The sequence below is a fragment of the Oceanobacillus neutriphilus genome (assembly GCF_014645515.1).
Lineage (GTDB): Bacteria > Bacillota > Bacilli > Bacillales > Amphibacillaceae > Oceanobacillus > Oceanobacillus neutriphilus.
This window is the reverse complement of sequence record NZ_BMLW01000003.1, coordinates 181,654-199,612: the sequence shown is the minus strand read 5'-3', so window position 1 is coordinate 199,612 and position 17,959 is coordinate 181,654. Positions and strand designations below refer to the sequence as shown.

The 17,959-nt window shown below is 38.3% G+C and carries 20 protein-coding genes; 5 read left to right on the top strand and 15 right to left on the bottom strand.

Annotation, left to right across the window (positions count from 1 at the left end; translation table 11 throughout):
* Positions 1-172: 172 nt before the first annotated feature.
* The 8 genes from IEX29_RS06510 to IEX29_RS06475 form a co-directional block, all read right to left on the bottom strand.
* Positions 173-1,345: an MFS transporter gene (locus IEX29_RS06510; protein WP_188733653.1), complete on the bottom strand. Its 1,173-nt coding sequence runs from the start codon at positions 1,343-1,345 to the stop codon at positions 173-175.
* On the bottom strand, positions 1,345-2,619 hold the full coding sequence (locus IEX29_RS06505) for a hypothetical protein (protein ID WP_188733652.1): 1,275 nt from the start codon (positions 2,617-2,619) through the stop codon (positions 1,345-1,347). The genes IEX29_RS06510 and IEX29_RS06505 overlap by 1 nt, the downstream gene beginning before the upstream one ends.
* Before the next feature lie 18 nt (positions 2,620-2,637).
* Positions 2,638-3,816, bottom strand: a complete 1,179-nt coding sequence (locus tag IEX29_RS06500) for an ROK family transcriptional regulator (RefSeq protein WP_188733651.1) — start codon at positions 3,814-3,816, stop codon at positions 2,638-2,640.
* 182 nt (positions 3,817-3,998) lie between these two features.
* Entirely contained in the window at positions 3,999-4,490 is a 492-nt protein-coding gene (locus tag IEX29_RS06495; RefSeq protein ID WP_188733650.1) for a GNAT family N-acetyltransferase, read from the bottom strand.
* Between the two features lie 121 nt (positions 4,491-4,611).
* Positions 4,612-4,839 (bottom strand): GNAT family N-acetyltransferase, encoded by a 228-nt coding sequence (locus tag IEX29_RS06490; protein ID WP_188733649.1) that lies wholly within the window; start codon positions 4,837-4,839, stop codon positions 4,612-4,614.
* A 410-nt stretch (positions 4,840-5,249) separates the two neighbouring features.
* Positions 5,250-5,921 carry an SIMPL domain-containing protein gene (locus tag IEX29_RS06485; RefSeq protein ID WP_188733648.1) on the bottom strand — a complete coding sequence of 224 codons (672 nt, stop codon included), beginning with the start codon at positions 5,919-5,921 and terminating at the stop codon, positions 5,250-5,252.
* Positions 5,922-5,991: 70 nt separating this feature from the next.
* Positions 5,992-6,546: an SLOG family protein gene (locus IEX29_RS06480; protein WP_188733647.1), complete on the bottom strand. Its 555-nt coding sequence runs from the start codon at positions 6,544-6,546 to the stop codon at positions 5,992-5,994.
* A gap of 152 nt (positions 6,547-6,698) precedes the next feature.
* A complete protein-coding gene (locus tag IEX29_RS06475; RefSeq protein ID WP_188733646.1) occupies positions 6,699-7,028 on the bottom strand; it encodes a CotD family spore coat protein in 330 nt (109 codons plus the stop codon).
* A gap of 688 nt (positions 7,029-7,716) precedes the next feature.
* On the opposite strand from IEX29_RS06475, the gene cspD reads away from it, so the two are divergent.
* A complete protein-coding gene (cspD, locus tag IEX29_RS06470; protein WP_077603415.1) occupies positions 7,717-7,917 on the top strand; it encodes a cold-shock protein CspD in 201 nt (66 codons plus the stop codon).
* 208 nt (positions 7,918-8,125) lie between these two features.
* On the opposite strand, the gene IEX29_RS06465 is transcribed toward cspD, so the two are convergent.
* Positions 8,126-8,602, bottom strand: coding sequence for an SRPBCC domain-containing protein (locus IEX29_RS06465; protein ID WP_188733645.1), 477 nt, complete (start codon positions 8,600-8,602; stop codon positions 8,126-8,128).
* 235 nt (positions 8,603-8,837) lie between these two features.
* Entirely contained in the window at positions 8,838-9,761 is a 924-nt protein-coding gene (locus IEX29_RS06460) for a manganese-dependent inorganic pyrophosphatase (RefSeq protein ID WP_188733644.1), read from the bottom strand.
* 264 nt (positions 9,762-10,025) lie between these two features.
* Between IEX29_RS06460 and IEX29_RS06455 the strand changes: the two genes are divergently transcribed.
* Together IEX29_RS06455 and IEX29_RS06450 are read left to right on the top strand one after the other, a co-directional pair.
* Positions 10,026-10,490 (top strand): DinB family protein, encoded by a 465-nt coding sequence (locus IEX29_RS06455; protein WP_188733643.1) that lies wholly within the window; start codon positions 10,026-10,028, stop codon positions 10,488-10,490.
* Positions 10,483-11,613 carry an NAD(P)/FAD-dependent oxidoreductase gene (locus IEX29_RS06450; RefSeq protein WP_188733642.1) on the top strand — a complete coding sequence of 377 codons (1,131 nt, stop codon included), beginning with the start codon at positions 10,483-10,485 and terminating at the stop codon, positions 11,611-11,613. The genes IEX29_RS06455 and IEX29_RS06450 overlap by 8 nt, the downstream gene beginning before the upstream one ends.
* Positions 11,614-11,896: 283 nt before the next feature.
* Here the strand turns inward: IEX29_RS06450 and IEX29_RS06445 are convergent, their stop codons facing one another.
* Complete coding sequence (locus tag IEX29_RS06445; RefSeq protein WP_308423624.1) at positions 11,897-12,274, bottom strand: DUF6198 family protein; 378 nt, start codon at positions 12,272-12,274, stop codon at positions 11,897-11,899.
* Between the two features lie 156 nt (positions 12,275-12,430).
* Between IEX29_RS06445 and IEX29_RS06440 the strand changes: the two genes are divergently transcribed.
* Positions 12,431-13,075 carry a TetR/AcrR family transcriptional regulator gene (locus tag IEX29_RS06440; RefSeq protein WP_188733641.1) on the top strand — a complete coding sequence of 215 codons (645 nt, stop codon included), beginning with the start codon at positions 12,431-12,433 and terminating at the stop codon, positions 13,073-13,075.
* Between the two features lie 108 nt (positions 13,076-13,183).
* Here IEX29_RS06440 and solA (IEX29_RS06435) read toward each other — a convergent pair whose 3' ends face one another.
* The 3 genes from solA (IEX29_RS06435) to IEX29_RS06425 form a co-directional block, all read right to left on the bottom strand.
* The gene (gene solA / locus IEX29_RS06435) at positions 13,184-14,320 is read right to left on the bottom strand and encodes an N-methyl-L-tryptophan oxidase (RefSeq protein WP_188733640.1); all 1,137 of its coding nucleotides are present in this window, start codon (positions 14,318-14,320) and stop codon (positions 13,184-13,186) included.
* A gap of 153 nt (positions 14,321-14,473) precedes the next feature.
* Positions 14,474-15,607 carry an N-methyl-L-tryptophan oxidase gene (solA, locus tag IEX29_RS06430; RefSeq protein WP_188733639.1) on the bottom strand — a complete coding sequence of 378 codons (1,134 nt, stop codon included), beginning with the start codon at positions 15,605-15,607 and terminating at the stop codon, positions 14,474-14,476.
* 29 nt (positions 15,608-15,636) lie between these two features.
* Positions 15,637-16,959 (bottom strand): MFS transporter, encoded by a 1,323-nt coding sequence (locus tag IEX29_RS06425; RefSeq protein WP_188733638.1) that lies wholly within the window; start codon positions 16,957-16,959, stop codon positions 15,637-15,639.
* A 175-nt stretch (positions 16,960-17,134) separates the two neighbouring features.
* Between IEX29_RS06425 and IEX29_RS26615 the strand changes: the two genes are divergently transcribed.
* The gene (locus IEX29_RS26615) at positions 17,135-17,410 is read left to right on the top strand and encodes a hypothetical protein (RefSeq protein WP_229720121.1); all 276 of its coding nucleotides are present in this window, start codon (positions 17,135-17,137) and stop codon (positions 17,408-17,410) included.
* A 190-nt stretch (positions 17,411-17,600) separates the two neighbouring features.
* Here the strand turns inward: IEX29_RS26615 and IEX29_RS06420 are convergent, their stop codons facing one another.
* Entirely contained in the window at positions 17,601-17,909 is a 309-nt protein-coding gene (locus tag IEX29_RS06420; protein WP_188733637.1) for a hypothetical protein, read from the bottom strand.
* Positions 17,910-17,959: the final 50 nt, after the last annotated feature.

The following is a 17,959-nucleotide window of genomic DNA, read 5'->3' as shown; positions in this document are numbered from 1 at the left end:
AGTTCGCGACGTCCTGGGACTGCGATTACTCGCCACATGAAACCCGTTGCAGCGGCTATCTCCAGTATCTTATATACTCCCTACTCTTTAAAAAAAACAAGCAGAAGGATTTCTTCTGCTTGTTTCACGTCATCATCTATAAAATAGCTTTTTTAATGGAATAAAACATCTGTTAAACTGTCTTCTGTGGTGTTTTAATAAATATAGATATGATAAAAACCAGCCCTACAAACACGATAAGCAAGTTAAAACCATTTTGTATCCCAAACGCCTGCGACACAGTTCCGACTACCCAGCCGATAAGTGCTCCTCCAAGACCGGAGGCTACATAAATCAAACCTTGCAACGAACCGATTTTATCTGTGATTTTCGCTCCAATTCCTTGTGCCGTCGGGAAGAGAACCGATAAAGAAAGGCCAAATAGCATTGCTATATAAGCGAAGTCGGTGATAAATAAACGTGTAATGATAATCGCAATTAATGCCATCAATGAAAAAGTAACCAGCGTACGTTTTTCTCCAAATTTAAAACTGATATATCCTCCTGCAAACCGGCCTAAAGTAAACAGGATGGAAAAGCTTGCGATAACATATGCAGCAACTTCCGCTTTTTGAGCAGCATCCATTCCACCAATATCTAAAGAAGTATAGAAAATTGGGAAGAAGTTAAGAAATCCTGCTTCTGCTGCTACATAGAATAGAATGAATAAAATAACAAGCATAACCTGTCTATCTGCAAAGAGACTCATAAAGCTTTTTAGATTTATCTCTTCTCCCTGCTCCACTTTTTCATTTTCCAATGACAATAGAACAAGGATAATCAATGCCACTAAAACTGCAACCCCAGCATAGAAAAAGCGCCAGCTGATGTTATTTGAAAACATCGCATTAAGAATAAGCGGTGTAAAAATCATCCCCATTCCGAAGAAAGCATTCGCAAGGTTAAAAATTGCCCCGGCTTTACTCTGGAAGAATGTAGGTATTATTGTAGCGACCGAGACAGTCATAGCACCAATTCCGACGCCGACCACCAGGTAAAAACCTAAGAAAAATGCAACAGTGAAAGCAAAGCTGGTACCGGCAAGTCCTATAATCATACTGACTGTACCTGCTATCATCATAAATTTAATGCCTTTTTTATCGACCACAAATCCTGCTATCAAGCTGGCTAATAAAAAGCCGATTTGAAAAATAGATACCATTGTTCCTACCTGACCAATATCCAGATTGATATCTAATTGAACCTTTTCCAAAACAATTCCTTTGGTATTTTGGATTCCTCCAAGAATAAACATTGTCGTAAATATGAGAATAAATGCTTTGACGCGTTGTCTGCTGTTACTCATTAGCTGTTTTCTCCTCTCCGGTGTTGGCCAATGGCATGAAATAATTCTCGGTCTGCCCAGCCATAACAATAATAAATCAATTCATCTGCTTCACTTTCATCGGCTGCTTTCACTGCCTCGACCAGCTTTCCCGGTTCGATGTTCCACATCTGAATGCCGCTGAATATGTGCGTATCCGGCTGTGATTTTTTACGGGCCAGCTTATTTTGTTCCGCAACAAAACGAATTGGAAATCCTTCTTTTTTAAACTGACTGTAAGATAAATCGTCATATAAACCAAATAGTCTGTTAAATGCTTTAAAAGCACTTTCTGATTCATCTGAGCCGTCGGCAAAATAATCTATCATTCCTTGCACATCTGCACCGCCGCCTAATTTATGATACGGAAAATGCTTGAGACTTGAGGCATATTTCGTCAATTGAGAATAATCCTGTCCCAAAATCCAGCTGTATGCAGGCGGCCACAAGTCAAGTAAAAATGCAAAACGGTTATCAATCTGCTTCATTCGCTGCGTAAGATTTGCAATAAATGTTGTAACACTGTTTTGTCTGAATCGGTGCCAATCCTTTAAACTTTGATCTTGAGTTAATATATCTACTGCATGATCAAACTGTTTATCCTTTAATAAAGCTCTTATTTCAGCTATTTTTTCTTTTATCTCATTAATATTCAGGTTTTCCTCAGACATTTTCTTTTCACAATGAGGGCAGAAGCAAGTTAACAGCCCCCTCGGATCAACCTTCTCCCCCGCCCAATCAGGATAACGGATACGGTCAATCATATAAGTGGTATAGCCATAACGCTGATAAGTATCTGTAAATACTTTTTCCCAAAAATCTATAACGTCCGGGGCATTAGGACACAGCCATTTTTCTGCTGCTTTTCCTTGATCATCAACTACCAAATTATCTTGAAGGGCAGTTCCTGTAAAATCACCATTTAAAATATTTGCCCAGGGAATAATTTGAACATCTGTTTCTTCCATTTCTGTTTTCAGAATCATTAATGGATCTTTGTCAGGTGTTAATGCAGCATTCCTCTTTTGATCAATTGCTTTATAGGAAGGTAAAACGACATACATTTCTCCCTTTCCCTGCACAAATTTATGCTTCGGATTATGCGGAAGAACACCAATTGGATAAGGATTTCTTTCAAAAATGGTATTCATTTGCGGAAAAATATAATTGATGTCTGTCATTTCTCCTATTAATTCCTTTATTTGCGTCACACCTTCGTCTAAAATATCATGCGGATGAATATGAATTCCTGCCATGTTTTTCGGCCTCCTTTTTTAATATAGCTGTGCATCCTTGATGAAATTAATAGATGGGAATACTGTGCTTAATCCTAAAACAGCTGCACCGTATAGCGGAGCCTGCTCCTTTAAGCTAGAGAGTTCTGCCTGGACCTTTGTATTAGCGAAGGTTTGATTTGCAATTTTTTGATTTACTTCCTTCAGGAACATTCCAGCAGATTTTGTAACACCACCCATAAGCAAAATCTTTTCCGGATTAATCACGGCATTTATATTTAAAATTCCAATTGCTAAATAGTCACTAAATTTATCAACAATATATTTTGCTGTAAGATCTCCTTGTGCAGCAAGTTTAAAAATGGCTTCTGGAGTAACCTTCTCTCCCTTTAATTTCTGGTAGCTCTCTTCAATGCCGGAACCGGCACATAATATTTCAAAATAACCTTTATCCGTAGGGGCATACAGCTGTTCACGATTAAAGAGCATATAGCCTACCTCACCAGCTGCGTTATTTGCACCGCGTATAATTTTCCCATCCATAAATAACGCTGAACCGGCTCCTGTTCCAAGACCAATTAATACAGCACTGGATAAAGTTTGCGCTTCTTCCTTATACAGCTCACCGATTAATGCTGCCCGGATATCATTTTCAATAACAATCTCGATTCCCGTTCTCTTATACAACATTTCTTTTAAATGGAGGTTAGACCATCCAGGTAAATTCGGCGACCCTTCAAGAACAACACCAGCTTTGTAATCCACAATCCCCGGGGTTGCTATGCTGATAACTTTCATTTTTTCCTTGGAAACTTGTTTTTCTGCTATAAACGCTTCCATATCTTTTGCAAGTGCATCGATAAATGCTTCACTGCTATCTGTTTTATAGGTTGGTGTCTGAAACTGAGCTAATATTTCAGCCTCCAGATTAAACAGGCATATATTAATTTTTGTTCCTCCAAGATCAACCGCAACACCATAAAAAGAATCCTTAGCAAAGCTGAGTTTGGTTCCTCTCCGGTTGGTATCATCCCCTTCTTTTTCATCAATAACCAGCTGTTCATCAATCAGCTCCGTTACAATTTCTGAAACCGTTGCCTTTGTTATCCCGGATTCCTTTGAAATTTGAGCCCTTGTAAGCGGCCCTTCCTCCCGAATGGTATTTAATACAATTTCTTTATTCATTTTTCTAATCGTGCTTGGCATATTTACAGACATAATCCTTCTCCTTGTTTACATTATAAACTTAAATCACAAATATTTTTATTTTAACCATTTGTAAGGGCTTTTATTTCATTTAAAAAATTAAAAACCAACCAATAAGTTTATTTTATGAACTTATTGGTTGGTTGTCAATCTTTTTTTATTTATTTTTTTGTTAAGGAATAAGTGTTAAGGTTTTACAAAGTCTTTACTGCCATGACTGAATTGTCCTGAATAATTCCTGGCTCTGAAAAACCAAATGAAGCGTATAATGCTTTAGCTTTGATATTATCAGCATGGTAGAAGAGTGCTATATATTCCGCTTCGCCATAAGGCATCGCTTCTATATCCATCAGCATTTTTTCAAAGGCAAGCTTACCGTACCGTTTCCCCTGATAATGCTTGTCAATCATCATATGCTGAACAAAATAACCCTTCTTTCTATAAAAAGCTTCATTTTCAAATGATTCATGATCCAATGTATCATAACAATACATCAAAAACCCTACTACAACTCCATCAGCATAAATGGCGAAGGGGATGGTTGGTTCCCCCTCTGCATTCAACACATAAGCGTCTGCAATGTATCTGAGGTTAGTAGCCATGATAAAATCTTTTTGGTTTTCTCCCACTTCAAGCGCTATTACTTCGTCTATGTTATTCTCAGTTATTTTTCTTAACTCAACCATTTGTTTCTCCTCTTCAATTTATTTATGGCGTTCTTCCTGCATTGTAACGGTTTACATCTAATTCCATCTTGCAGGTATACAAGGTATGCCCACTAATATTTTCTGTGAATTCTGAAATAATCTAAAATCCTTTTGCCTGGTAAAATGACATCCCTTTTTTATTTTCTTTTTCCACATTCAAATGGATAACTGCTGGTGATAATTCATCCATCCCATATTCCAAAAGTCTTGTCCCTATCCCTTTCCCTTGCGTATCCGGGTACAAATAAATGGCATATAATATGCTGATTCCCTCTTCTGACACTTTGCCGAAATTAGCAAATCCCTCTATTCGTTTATCGGATTCCACTACGTAAAGATGAGAATGCTCGATTCGCTGCTGCTGCTACAACAAAAAATAAAATAATAAATGGCAGAATAAACGCGATAAAGCTTAATAAGAAATCCAAAATACCATCTCCTCTTTCTTTTTATACTTATATTGTATAGCGCATTTCCGTTTAGTGATAGTTTTGTTATGATGTTCTACCAGTCTCCATCTCAACGGAAAAAGCAAGCAGGCTTTTGAGGGAATTTTAAAATATTACGGTTTGTTCTTAATGGTTAACGGACTGTTAATTATCGCGACAATTATTTTATACATAGTGTACTTTAATTTTTATGTATAGGCCGGACCAGTCTAATTATAAAAAAAATACAAATCAAGCTTTCTTAGCTTGATTTGTATTTCTTTCCATAATAACCAAATAAAATATCTCACTACTGCACCTGATACACCACTTCTAAACTTGCTTCCACCGATTGATTACCCGGCTCAATTGGTGTAGCTGCCATTTTAAAAACCTGCGCCGGGCCAACACCAGGTGATGAGGTCTGTTCGTTTATCTTTAATGGGACCGGATTTAAATTAACGCCCAGCTGTTCCGCTAAGCCCTCCGCCTTCCTTTTCGCATCTGAAAGCGCAAAGCTTAATGCTTCATTATAAAAATTTTCCGGGTTGTCTACAGAAAATTCGATTGAAACAACCTCATTCACTCCATTTTCAGTAACTCGGTCAATAATTTCTCCAATTCTGTCCATATCATCTGTAACAACCGTTATTTCATTCCGCACCTCATAACCCTGCAATGTCTGATTGCCATCCTGATAACTATAAACCGGTCTTGCAGAAAAGCTGGTTGTCTGAATTCGCTCTCTTGGAATGCCGATTTGCTGCAAAACCTCCAAAACCCGGTTCATTCGTCTTGCATTTTCTTCCTGGGCTTCCTGCAAAGAAATATTTGTTGTCGAGACAACTAATTGAATACGGGCAATACTCGGCGTAACAATAACTGTACCGACACCACTTACTGTAATCGTACCTGGCCCCTGATTATCCTGGCGTTCCGGCATTCTATACCCGTAATTAGGCGGTCCATAAGTATAGTACATTGCAAACGTCCCTCCCCTCCTCATACTATTCTATGTTGTATAAGGGTCGTACCATTCAAGAATTCTCCGGCTAATCCCAATAATCCGGATCCTGCATTTGCAGCTCCTGCACAATATCATCTAAATCCTGTGGAGTAATCGTAAAAATGGGGTATTCCTTAGACGTCCGCTTCGTAGCATCATAAAAAAATTTGACGCTGCCGGGGTATTCATCATCGACAAGAAGCAAAGCTCCATCACTTTTATCAATCAGCCACAAATCCTTTGCCCGAAATTGATAGGCTCCCTGATATTCTCCTTTATAGAGAGGCTTAAAAAAATCAGCAGTCATCATTAACTCTTCGTATTTTTCCTTGATCGGATCAGGCCAGCGCTGATCCTGGTTTTCAAACGGCGGGAAAACACCTATCTGCACATCATACTCCTCTTTTAAATCCATAATTACGTCAGCTGCCCACTGTTCAATCCCCATTTGGCCTGAAATAATAACCCATTCTAATCCCTCTTCTATAAATGTACGCAGTCTTTTCTCTATAGCTGCCTTGATAAAAACAATCCTTGGATCATTTTCTTTGAAGATGCCCAATTCTGTCGGTTTATAGCCTGTTACATGTAATATTTTCACTTTAATATCCTTTCTTGATAAAACATTTTAGCTCATTTGTGATTTTATTTGCTCATTCATTTATATGCTATTTATCATTCTAACGCAGGAATACTTGTTTTGGAAGCCAGTCCCACTCTATAACAATAAGGCAGCCCCTCACTGCCTTATTGTTACCACATTCCCGGTCTTCTCCATGGAGGAGCACCCGGATGTCTCCTCATTTCTCCCATGTGTCCGGGTGGTATCTGCCCCGGTAAACCCATTGGCGGAGAGGGAAACTGCGGTTGTGGACCTGTATGCTGTCTGCCGACAAACGCTTCCTTTCCATATGGCTGGGAATGTTGATTTTTTATAGTTTGATGATTCACGTAGGTTGTGTGCATGGGATGAATATGATTAACAACGGCTTCTGATGACGTATGAACATATTGATGCTTTGTCGGATGTACAATTGTTCTTTCATTTGGACGCTGCTGATTAAATTGCCCATTACCTTGCATACGCTCTGCCTCCTTTTTCTTCTCTCTTTTAATGTATGTTATAAATGTACAGATCGAATAAGACAGATACCCAATTTCTTTTATGATTTTCAAACAGCAGGAACAAATGCGCAGAGCGCCTGCTTAAAAACGTAGAGATTGCGCCCCCGGTCTTTGGGGGTGGTTCGACCTTGGTCGAACTTCCTTTACTTAGGAGATAAAGGAAACACGGTGAGGTGACGAACCGATGTTGACTTTCACCCCAGGGCATAAGTGCTACTTTAGCTCTGTCTACGCCTGACGGCTTGCCAATCACTAAGTCTTCTTTATCGTAGGGCGTGACGTGAAATCTCTAAAGTTTGGCGCTCGGAGCTGGACGCGGCTGTTTTTCTATAAATAGTTATCCACAAGGCAATAATTCTATAATTTTCTATGCAGTGAAAAACCTGTTCCTGCAGCACCTGGAAGGCTGCAAAAAACAGTTAAATGGTCCCGGAAACATATTGAAATAATCTAAAATAATTCTTTAAAATTTTTTCCGAAAAAAGTTGGCATTTTATAATAGTTGTGTGATATACTATAGATAATTATTTAAGTTCGTTAGAAACACAGGATGAGATACAATAAAAGAATTGATCTTTCGTCTTGAGATTCAACTTTGAACTAAATAGTAATAAACAGTGCAACAATTGCACGTGGAGGTAAAAGAATGAACACAGGTTCTGTAAAATGGTTTAACGCTGAAAAAGGCTTCGGTTTCATCGAAGTAGAAGGTGGAGACGATGTATTCGTACATTTCTCAGCAATCCAAGGCGATGGTTTCAAAACTTTAGAAGAAGGTCAAACAGTTACTTTCGACATTGAAGAAGGAAACCGTGGACCACAAGCTGCTAACGTTGTAAAAGGCTAATAAGCAGATATATAAAAAGCTGATCTTAACTGATCAGCTTTTTTATTTATATTCTATTGACTTACAAGCTGTGTTTTTATCACTTTAAAATGAAATTTTAGTACCCTTCTTCAATACCAGCTAGTCTTCTCCTATGCTTTCATACCCTTTTTTCGGACAAAACAGAACTGTATTTCTCCTTTTTCATGAAACAGCAATAAAGCGGAACTTACTCCATAAAGATAGCAAGATTCTCCAGTGTGGATCTTAAACCAGTATCGTGATCCTCTTTTCGTATTCCTTCAGGTACATTCTCACAAATGACAGTAACCTTTGTACCATCTGAAACTGCTTCAAAAAACCATTTTTGTATCATTTCTCCTGAGAATGCCGGATCCTCAGAATCAAAGTTTACGGTTTGCACAATTCGTTTATCAGGAACCAGCTCCAGGAACACTCCTTGGGTTATATCTGTGTTTTCTGTCGTTTTGCCCGGGTGTGAATTATCCAATTCGTACATTAGAGTTATCCGGTAAGCTCCACCTTTTTGAGGATCAAAGCTTTCGATACGACCCGACATTCCATTTGGCGGCAGCCATGAAATCAATGCTTTCGGACTTACAAATGCCTGATATACCGTTTGCGGTGATGCCATAATCACTCTTGATGCCGAATCTATTCTTTTGCTACTTGTTTCCTTTGCCACAATAAAATCCTCCCTTCTTCTTAAAGTTTAACAGACCGGAATGCCATAAGATTCTCCCCATTTGCGCAAAAATATAACTTTTTATAAACAGCCTAACCAACATCCTTTGCGAATTTGTCATTTAACAAATATGTATTTTATCCCTTCTATCTATTCATGTTATATACAAAAAACCCTTCTACTCATGTGATATAGAAGGGTCTTCTGTATATTTCACTTCAATATTGTATCTTCCTTAAAACTGCTCTGTTAAAGCTGTAACAATTTGTTTTTTACGGGAAACAACGCCTTTTAATAAAGCACGGTCATTTCCATCTAAAGCAGCATGAAAGGCTGTTTCTACTTTATCCTTCGCCGGGCCGACTGCCAGCACCTCTGAATCATTATTCAGGATATCTGTTGCAACAAACAGGAATAAATCTAATCCTTTTTCATTAACTGTTGCTGAAATTTCATTTACCAGCTCATCGTGAAGCTGGTAAATTTCGCTGACGTCCACTGCATTTACTTGAGCAATTTCCACCTTTGCATCACCCATCGCAAATTCTTTGGCGTCCATTGTAATCAAATCTTTCACTGATTTATCACTGATATCTGCGCCGGCTTTCAGCATTTCTAAACCGTACTCTTCTAAGTCTACACCTGCTTTTTCAGCCAGCTCACGTGCTGCCTTCACATCTTCCTCTGTGCAGGTTGGTGATTTTAATAATAAAGAATCAGAAATAATGGCGGATAATAAAAGTCCAGCAATATTTTTGTCTAATTCAATATTATTTTCTTTGTACATCTTGTTCAGGATAGTTGCTGTACAGCCAAGCGGCTCCGCGCGGAAATACAGCGGCTCTTTTGTTTGAAAATTAGATACGCGGTGATGATCAATGACTTCACGGATAACAGCATTCTCAATGTTATCAGCACTTTGCTGAAATTCATTATGGTCTACTAAAATAACCTCGGCACCATCTTCGAGTCCTTGAATAAGTGCAGGAGCTTCCACACCAAATTGATCTAAAGCAAATTGTGTTTCTCCATTTACTTCACCTAAACGGGCCGGGCTTACCTCCGCTCCGAGTTTTGTTTTTAAATCAGCATAAGCTAAAGCGGAACAAATCGTATCCGTATCTGGATTTTTATGTCCGAAAATGAGCGTTTTTGACATCTTTTATTTCCTCCCTCGACAAACTTTCCATATAGAAGATGTTCAAAAAGTCCAATAAAAATGACACGGGGAATTTCTACGTTGACGAGCTTTTTCATCGTACTTTTTGAACGCATATATATAGATTATCATATTTAACCTCCAATGCTCCAGCCCTAATCTTTTTTCTTTAAAAAATACCGAAAATATTTTCATTCTGCCTCAAAATACTGTAAAAGTAATCATTATTAGATTATAATTAATCTCATTGGAGGGATTTATGAAATGACAAGAAAACAATTTAACTTAACACGTACTGCTTTACTCACCTTTGCTTCAGAATTGGACGATTCTGTTATTGATGTACAAGCAGATTATTTTAATAATACCATCCGCTGGCATTTAGGTCATGCGCTTGTTACAATGGAAAAATTCTTATTCCGTTATCCTAAGAAATCAGAGAATATACCTGCAGGCTATGCCCAGCTGTTCAGTTCCGGAACGAGCCCTAAGGATTGGCAGGAAGAACCGCCAAGCTTAGAAGCATTACTGGAAGCTTTAGAAGTGCAGCAGCAGCGCATTAATGAATTTAATGATTTATTCTGGAAATCAAATGTACAGTTTAAAGTCCCGTTCGGCAGTGTCGAAACACAGGGCGATCTGCTGATTATGCTTTCCTTCCACGAGGCAGAGCATCTCGGTAAAATCAAAGCAATGCATCAGGTTGTTGCAAAGGATAAAAATGAGTAAACCCTATGTTATTATTGGCGGCGGCATTTTAGGTGCCAGCACCGCCTTTTATCTTTCTAAACAGGGCGCAGAGGTTATCCTTATTGACCGGCATGATGAAGGTCAGGCGACGGATGCAGCTGCCGGGATTATCTGTCCCTGGATTTCCCAGCGCCGCAATAAAAAATGGTACCACCTTGCTAAAAATGGTGCATCAATATACCCATCTCTGATAGCTGATTTAGAGAGTCTCGGTGAAAAGGATACCGGTTATCAGCGAGTTGGCGCATTAAGCTTACATACTGATTCTAAAAAGTTAGATGGTATGGAGGAAAGAGCGCATAAAAGACGGGAAGATGCTCCAGAAATCGGTGATATTATCCGGCTTAATGCGGAAGAAACACATAGCCGTTTCCCTATTCTGGACAAGAATTATCAGGCAGTCTTTATCAGCGGGGCTGCACGGGTTGATGGAAGAAAATTATTAAAAGCTCTCAAGAATGCAGCAAAGGCTAACGGAGCTGTTCTTTTGTCCGGTAATGCAGAGCTGTACTCAACAGAAAATACCATAACAGGTGTAAAATATAATGGTGAAATAATAGACGCTGAAAAGGTTATCTTAGCAAATGGTGCCTGGATGAAGGAAACCACTGAACATTTGGGAATCAGACTGGATGTCTCCTTTCAGCGTGCACAAATTATGCATCTGGAAATCCCGGCTATGCAGACAGCAGACTGGCCCGTTGTTATGCCGCCTGGAACCAAATACTTACTTTCTCAGGATGACAACCGTTTTGTGATTGGATCAACCCATGAAGACAAAATCGATTTTGATTACCGTGTTACTGCTGGTGCTGTACATGAAATTTTAGATCAAGGTCTTGCCATTGCACCAGATTTAGCAGAAGCAACAGTTTTAGAAACCCGTGTCGGCTTCCGACCATACACTCCCGGATTCTTGCCCATTATCGGAGAACTGCCTAATCATCCAGAGGTACTGCTTGCGAATGGACTTGGTTCATCCGGCCTGACCATGGGACCATTTCTTGGACAGCAGCTTGCTAAATTAGCACTGAATGATGATCTCGATATCATTTTAGATCATTATGATGTAAAATCTGCATTGCTAACAAGCGACACATAGTATCATGATTAATGATGAAAAGAGGCAAACCTTATGAAGGGCTCATATATCGTTATCATCATCCTTCTTCTAATTATCCTGACAGCTTTCTTCGTCTGGTTATGGTTGCAGGGATTTAAAGGAAATCAGGAAAGCATAGCATCCTTATTCAATAGTTCAGTTTATCCAGCAGAAAAAGGACCGGTTTACTCATTCTTCTGAGAACTGGTCCTTTTTCTTATCCAGTTTAAATTATTTCCATACTGTTTTACTGCATTTACTTTACATATGTTCATTTCAACTTTTATGAGAGATGCTTTTTCTTTCTATTCTCATTTTGATTATATTCTATCTTTAATACAAAATCTCCCAGCTTTAGATATGTAGCCTGGAATATAGGACTTTGAATGAAAGTAAACACAAATGTAAAAATAAACACAGGCCCGCCAATAATTAACCCTAGCACCAGCACGCTGCACTCTGTTATAATTCTCACTCTGCCGATCGGAGCTCCTAATTTATCTGCAATAGAAAGCATAAAGCCGTCACGAGGCCCGGAACCAACACCAGCAGCATTGTACATTCCCCCGCCAAAGCCCATAATACAAATCCCCATTAACATAAAAATAACATCCAGCCATGTATTCGTTGCAGTCGGAAGGATCCCTGTCCAATGAAACAACTTTGTATTAAAGCTTAGTATACGCTTTTTAACCGGAAATAAAAAGGTTCCTCTTTATCTATATAAGTTGAACTTATAAATGTAACAAATTCGGATTACATATACAGATTTTAATATTCTATGATATTCTATAGTTAAGGAGGAGGTGAGTTCCCATTGAATGCCTTTACAAGATTACCTGAGGAAAAACAATTACATATTTTAGATGTTGCAACGGAATGTTTTGCAGATAAAGGATATTATGGGGCAGGCGTAAAAGAGATTTGCCAAAAAGCAAACATCTCAAATGGTGCCCTTTATAAGTACTTTAAAAATAAAGAAAAATTATTTCTCACTGTATTAAACCGATGCCAGCACATTTTAGTCTCGCACTTATACAGAAAACATAAGCATATTGAGGAATCATTCCTCGCTACAGTCCATTCATATTTAAAAGAAATTGAAAGGCTCCATATGAAGTATCCTAATTACATAAAAGTTTATGCTAACCTCGGGTCTAACAATATGGAAAAGTTTTCTCAAGAATTACATGATAATTTCATGGAATCTGGTTCTTATGTGCTTGAAATGGTTAAGGAAGCCAAAAAAAGAAATGAAATTCAATTGAATATTGATGAAAAATCATTTTCTTTTCTGTTAGATAATTACTTTTTACTTTTCCTTTATTCCCTGGTTTCCGATTACCACGAAAAACGATTCCGTACGTTTCTGAGAATAGGAAAAAATGAACAATTAACCAACGAAGAAAAAGTAGAATTTATTCTGAACTCTATTCAAATTTTATCAGGAAAAACGAAGTAATAAGGTGGCCTATTTCAATAATTATTTTAATGTACAGTTATATAAAAAAAAGAAAGTAAGCTTGCAGAATCCTTTAAGGGTTCCACAAGCTTATTTTTTAATAGCAGCTCATTCTAAAAATCTATTTGGATCTAAATGTTGGACTGCATAGCTTGAACTTCCAGTTTTCAGTAATTCCAAAGCAATTTTCCCCATAACTGGCGCTAGCTTAAAGCCGTGACCGGAAAAGCCGCCAAATACCAGAAGATTGTCCTGTTTAGGTACATATCCTGCGAGTGAATGATGATCTTTCGTATAACCATCCATATAGGCTGTTACTCTAATTGGCTCAGGGATTAATTCTGGAAGATATTTTTTTACCCCTTGAATAATTTGTTCCAAATCCTCCGATTGCACATTTCGGTTCATAGCATCCGGATTCGCCACTGGCCCCTCCCCGCCGGAACTAACCTTGGCAATCTTTACAGTATTACCATCTACAGTTGGTACACCAAATAAATCTATGCCATCTGTTAAATGGACAAAAACGGGAAATTGATCAGGATAAAACGATTTTATATTCTTGGAAGTAAACCAAGATAATAACAGACGATTCACTTCAAAATAATCATTATATATTGGCAATAATCGATTTAACCAAGGACCAGCAGTTACAACAACCTTTTCAAACTCATATATTCTTTCCCCTGCATGGACACGCACCCCTGCCGAATGAGGTTCAATAGATTCTACAGGAGTGTTCCTTAAAATTGCAGCCCCCAGTTCCTCTGCACGTCTGGCTGCTGTCAGAACCGCCAGCTCCGGACGCAGAAACCCTGATTTCCTGTCCAGAATTATTATTTCATCCGATGTTAACATATGCTGAGGATAATATGTTTTTGCTTGCTTCCAATCCAATATCTCGTGATCTAAATCAAAATCATGAACACATTGAATCATGTTTTTCATTGTTATTTCTTCTGATTTTCCAATTGTTAATCCGCCAGTTAATGTAAGAAGGTCAACATTTGTATCCTGCTCCAATTCACGCCATTGCTGATACGAATCTATTAAAAGGGGAATATATTCACTTCCTTCTAAATAAGCTGTCCGAAAAGCTCTGGATTCTCCGCCTACAGCAGAACGGTCATGCCCAATGTTAAACTGTTCAAAACCAATAACGGATGTTATTCCAGCTCTAGCCAACTGCCACATAACCATACTCCCCATCGTTCCAACACCGACTACCCCTACTTTTGCATCCATTGACTCAACTCCTTTTCCCAAAAAGTTATAAGAATGGGACAGAAGTATTTTGATCTAACAAATTCTGAACACAAATCGTGTGAATATCCGCTTCAGGAATATGTTTCTAGATTAAATCATTTCTTCTGTCCCTGTCCCAGTCTCAGCCTCGTTTTATTCCCCTTTCATAAAACGAGCTGGGTCCAAGTGGGAAATATCAAATTTTGTTCTTCCGTCCTCAATCAGATCGGCTCCAATCTCCCCCATAACAGGGGCTAATTTGAATCCGTGTCCTGAATATCCACCCATGATAAATGTTTTATTATGCTTTGGGACAGCCCCCACAACCGCATGTTCATCCGTTGTATAACCATCCATGTGCACACTGATCCTCATTGGATCTGATCTTAATTCCGGGAAAAAGTTTTGAACAGCTTTATTAATCTGTTTTAATTCAGAAAGCTTTACATCTCGCAAAATATTATCCGGATCCACTTCTCCAAATGTGTCAACACTTCCTATTTTAACCATAGTCCCTTCTAAAGTTGGAATACCAAAGAATTGTATGTCATCAGATATTCTCCCGAATACCGGAAAAGCATCCGGTTTATAGTTACTTAGTTTGTCTGTAGGGTACCAGGTCATCACGATCTTCCTCGACTTCAAATTTTGCTTTAATTCAGGAAATAGTTTTGTCGTCCAAGGACCAGCTGTCACAATAACTTGATCAAATTCGTAGTTCTTACCGTTGGCAACAACCTTCACCGCCCCATCCACTTCCTCAATACTGTCTACTTTTGCATGACGATGAATTACCGCACCTAGCTGTTCGGCTCGTTCAGCTGCTGCAAATACAGCAAGCTCAGGACGAATATAACCAGCTTCATGATCAAGCAAGACAATATCATCAGGCTTGAACTTGTGCTGTGGAAAACGGATATGCGCTTGTTCTGCATCCAAAATTTCAGAATCTATATCAAAATCATTGACACTTTGAATCACATTTTTCATTCTAGTAGAATCTTTTGGGCCAATCATCAACCCGCCATTTAACGTTAATAGATTATAACCTGTTTCATCCTCTAATGCTTCCCATAGTTCGCGTGACTGCTTGAGTAATGGAACATATTCCGGTCCTTCCATATATGCGGTTCGGAACATCCGTGATTCCCCGCCAGCGGCTGATCGATCATGAGCAATTCCAAATTGTTCAAAACCGACAGCTTTAATCCCCCGTCTCGCTAACTGCCAGAGCGTCATACTACCAATCGTTCCAATACCAATTACTGCTACATTATTACTTGTCATTTATACTCCTCCTTGTATATTATGTTTAATTAGGAAACGGAAACATTAGCTGCTTTTTCTAAAGATATATTACGCGTTTCCGGCGCCCATTTGATTGAAATAAATAACGCAATCAGCAACAAACCTGTTAAAATTGCCATTGTTATTTGAATACCCAGTGCATCTATACTTATCGGCAGAAGGAAAGTCCCCGCTGCTGCACCGATTCGGCTAATCATTGTAGCAAAACCTACTGCAGTTGAACGTATATGGGTAGGGAACATCTCACTTGGATATACCGTTTGCAAATTGCCCGAAGCGGAAGCTGCAAAAACATAAATGGAGAAGCTTCCTACTATAATGAAAGACGAAGGGTTTGGAATAACCACAAGCAACCCGATTGATACGGCCAAAATTAAAAATGAATAAATAACAAAGCTTCTTCTTGAAATTTTATCCATAATGACAACACCTGCTACAGCACCCGCTAACTGAAATAAATTTGAAATCAAGGTTCCTAAAAACTCATCATTCAAGTTAAGGCTGGCAAACACAACTGGCAAAAAGGTCATCATTCCAAAATAAGGTAAGACATGCAAGCACCAGAATAACCCTGCAAATGCCGTTCTTGTTCTATATTTTTTACTAAATATTTCCTTCACTTCTGTTTTCTTATTTTCTTCCATTACTAGATTATCTATACGGACATGACTGCCAAAATATTTGTCAACAACAGCCCTTGCTTCATCGACCCTGCCTTTACTCATTAACCACCTCGGAGACTCCGCTGAACCCAATCGCAACATAAGTAGTAAAAAGGCCGGCATCGCACTGCTCACCAATATCCAACGCCAAATTTCTTCTCCCCCAAAGTGAAGCATTGCGTAGCCGACAATAACAGAAAACACGAAACCCACTGTCCACATTGCGTTCAAACAGGCTAAAATCGTACCACGCTGTTTCCTGGGAATCAGCTCCGACAATAGCGTTGCCCCCGTTGCATATTCAGCACTTATCGCAAACCCCAACAATAAACGAAGAATAAATAATTGTTCCGGTGATGAAACAAAATATTGCAATATGGAGATGAAAACAAACAAGGCTATGGTTGTTAGATAGATTGGCTTTCTACCAATTTTATCTGTTAACCATCCAAAAAAGAAACTCCCCAGAAAAAGACCTATTAATGCTGAACTTCCAATTAATCCATACCAAAAAGCATTTAACTCCAGTTGAGGACCTAATAATGTTAGAGCAATAGCAATAACTCCCAAAATATATCCGTCACAAAATTTCCCACCCGTAGTATAAATTGCAACCTTTATATGAAACTTGCTTAACGGTAAATCATCCATTGAAATCGTTCTACTCACACAATCTCCTCCTTTTATTTTATACGACTCATTTCATTCGGTGTCATCATATATTTGGATATATACTACTTTTAGAAAGAAGGTTTTATTATCATCACCTAAGAGAGTGAACGTTCACTCTTTTTAACATATTAGCAATGATTGAAGATTAAGTCAATGTAAAATTAGCACTTATATGAGTATTTTGATAATTGTATCTATAAGGATAAAATCACCTAAACAAATAATAAACCCAATTCCATCCATTATTCCAAGCAACACATTAATAGATGGACAAATTCCTGTAAAAGCAATATCAGATGGGAAAGTAACGCTTTATAGGGAAAGATTATCCAAACAGGAAATAGATGAAATAATTCATTCAATACAGAACAAAAGCGCAGAGCGCTCACGTGTTAGCTCCCTAGTTTTTGGCGCTCAGAGCTGGACACGGCTGTTTTTCTATAAATAGTTATCCACAAGAAAATAATTCTATAATTTTCCACTAGCGTTGCATAAAAAAATAAATACTTAAGCAAGTAATATGGTTTGTAAATTCTGATTTATTGTTGTAATCTTCAGATATAAACAATATTTTATTAAAAAAAGACAATAGGCACTAAAGGTAGCCCTTCATCCATTTCCAGAATTTTATATACTCTTTAAATAATTGAGTTTAAAGTTAAATCATCTAAATGCCCAGTTTCTCCTGTTTCATATTGTTCTAAGGTTTCTTCAAATATGCGCTCGTGTTCCAGCCTTCGTCGGTCTTTAGATGTATGTCCTGGTTCCTTGAATACGTTGGAAATAAACTGTTCCATGGATTTCGTCCAATAATCACGAATCCAGTTCAACATTTCCAGCAGGGTTCCCCGGTAGCCTAAGTTGATTTTCATTAACAGGGTCAGGCAGAAGGTAATCATCGCTAGAAAAAGTTGATTATATACGGCATTTTCACTTGTTCCATACATTTTTTTAATGACTAAATGAAATAAATTTAATGATTCACAATCAATTACCG

Coding starts and splice junctions, on each gene's coding strand:
- IEX29_RS06510 (WP_188733653.1), bottom strand. CDS start 1,345: ATGAGTAACAGCAGACAACGCGTCAAAGCATTTATTCTCATATTTACG.
- IEX29_RS06505 (WP_188733652.1), bottom strand. CDS start 2,619: ATGGCAGGAATTCATATTCATCCGCATGATATTTTAGACGAAGGTGTG.
- IEX29_RS06500 (WP_188733651.1), bottom strand. CDS start 3,816: ATGTCTGTAAATATGCCAAGCACGATTAGAAAAATGAATAAAGAAATT.
- IEX29_RS06495 (WP_188733650.1), bottom strand. CDS start 4,490: ATGGTTGAGTTAAGAAAAATAACTGAGAATAACATAGACGAAGTAATA.
- IEX29_RS06485 (WP_188733648.1), bottom strand. CDS start 5,921: ATGTACTATACTTATGGACCGCCTAATTACGGGTATAGAATGCCGGAA.
- IEX29_RS06475 (WP_188733646.1), bottom strand. CDS start 7,028: ATGCAAGGTAATGGGCAATTTAATCAGCAGCGTCCAAATGAAAGAACA.
- cspD (WP_077603415.1), top strand. CDS start 7,717: ATGAACACAGGTTCTGTAAAATGGTTTAACGCTGAAAAAGGCTTCGGT.
- IEX29_RS06460 (WP_188733644.1), bottom strand. CDS start 9,761: ATGTCAAAAACGCTCATTTTCGGACATAAAAATCCAGATACGGATACG.
- IEX29_RS06455 (WP_188733643.1), top strand. CDS start 10,026: ATGACAAGAAAACAATTTAACTTAACACGTACTGCTTTACTCACCTTT.
- IEX29_RS06450 (WP_188733642.1), top strand. CDS start 10,483: ATGAGTAAACCCTATGTTATTATTGGCGGCGGCATTTTAGGTGCCAGC.
- solA (WP_188733640.1), bottom strand. CDS start 14,320: ATGGATGCAAAAGTAGGGGTAGTCGGTGTTGGAACGATGGGGAGTATG.
- solA (WP_188733639.1), bottom strand. CDS start 15,607: ATGACAAGTAATAATGTAGCAGTAATTGGTATTGGAACGATTGGTAGT.
- IEX29_RS26615 (WP_229720121.1), top strand. CDS start 17,135: ATGAGTATTTTGATAATTGTATCTATAAGGATAAAATCACCTAAACAA.
- IEX29_RS06420 (WP_188733637.1), bottom strand. CDS start 17,909: ATGTATGGAACAAGTGAAAATGCCGTATATAATCAACTTTTTCTAGCG.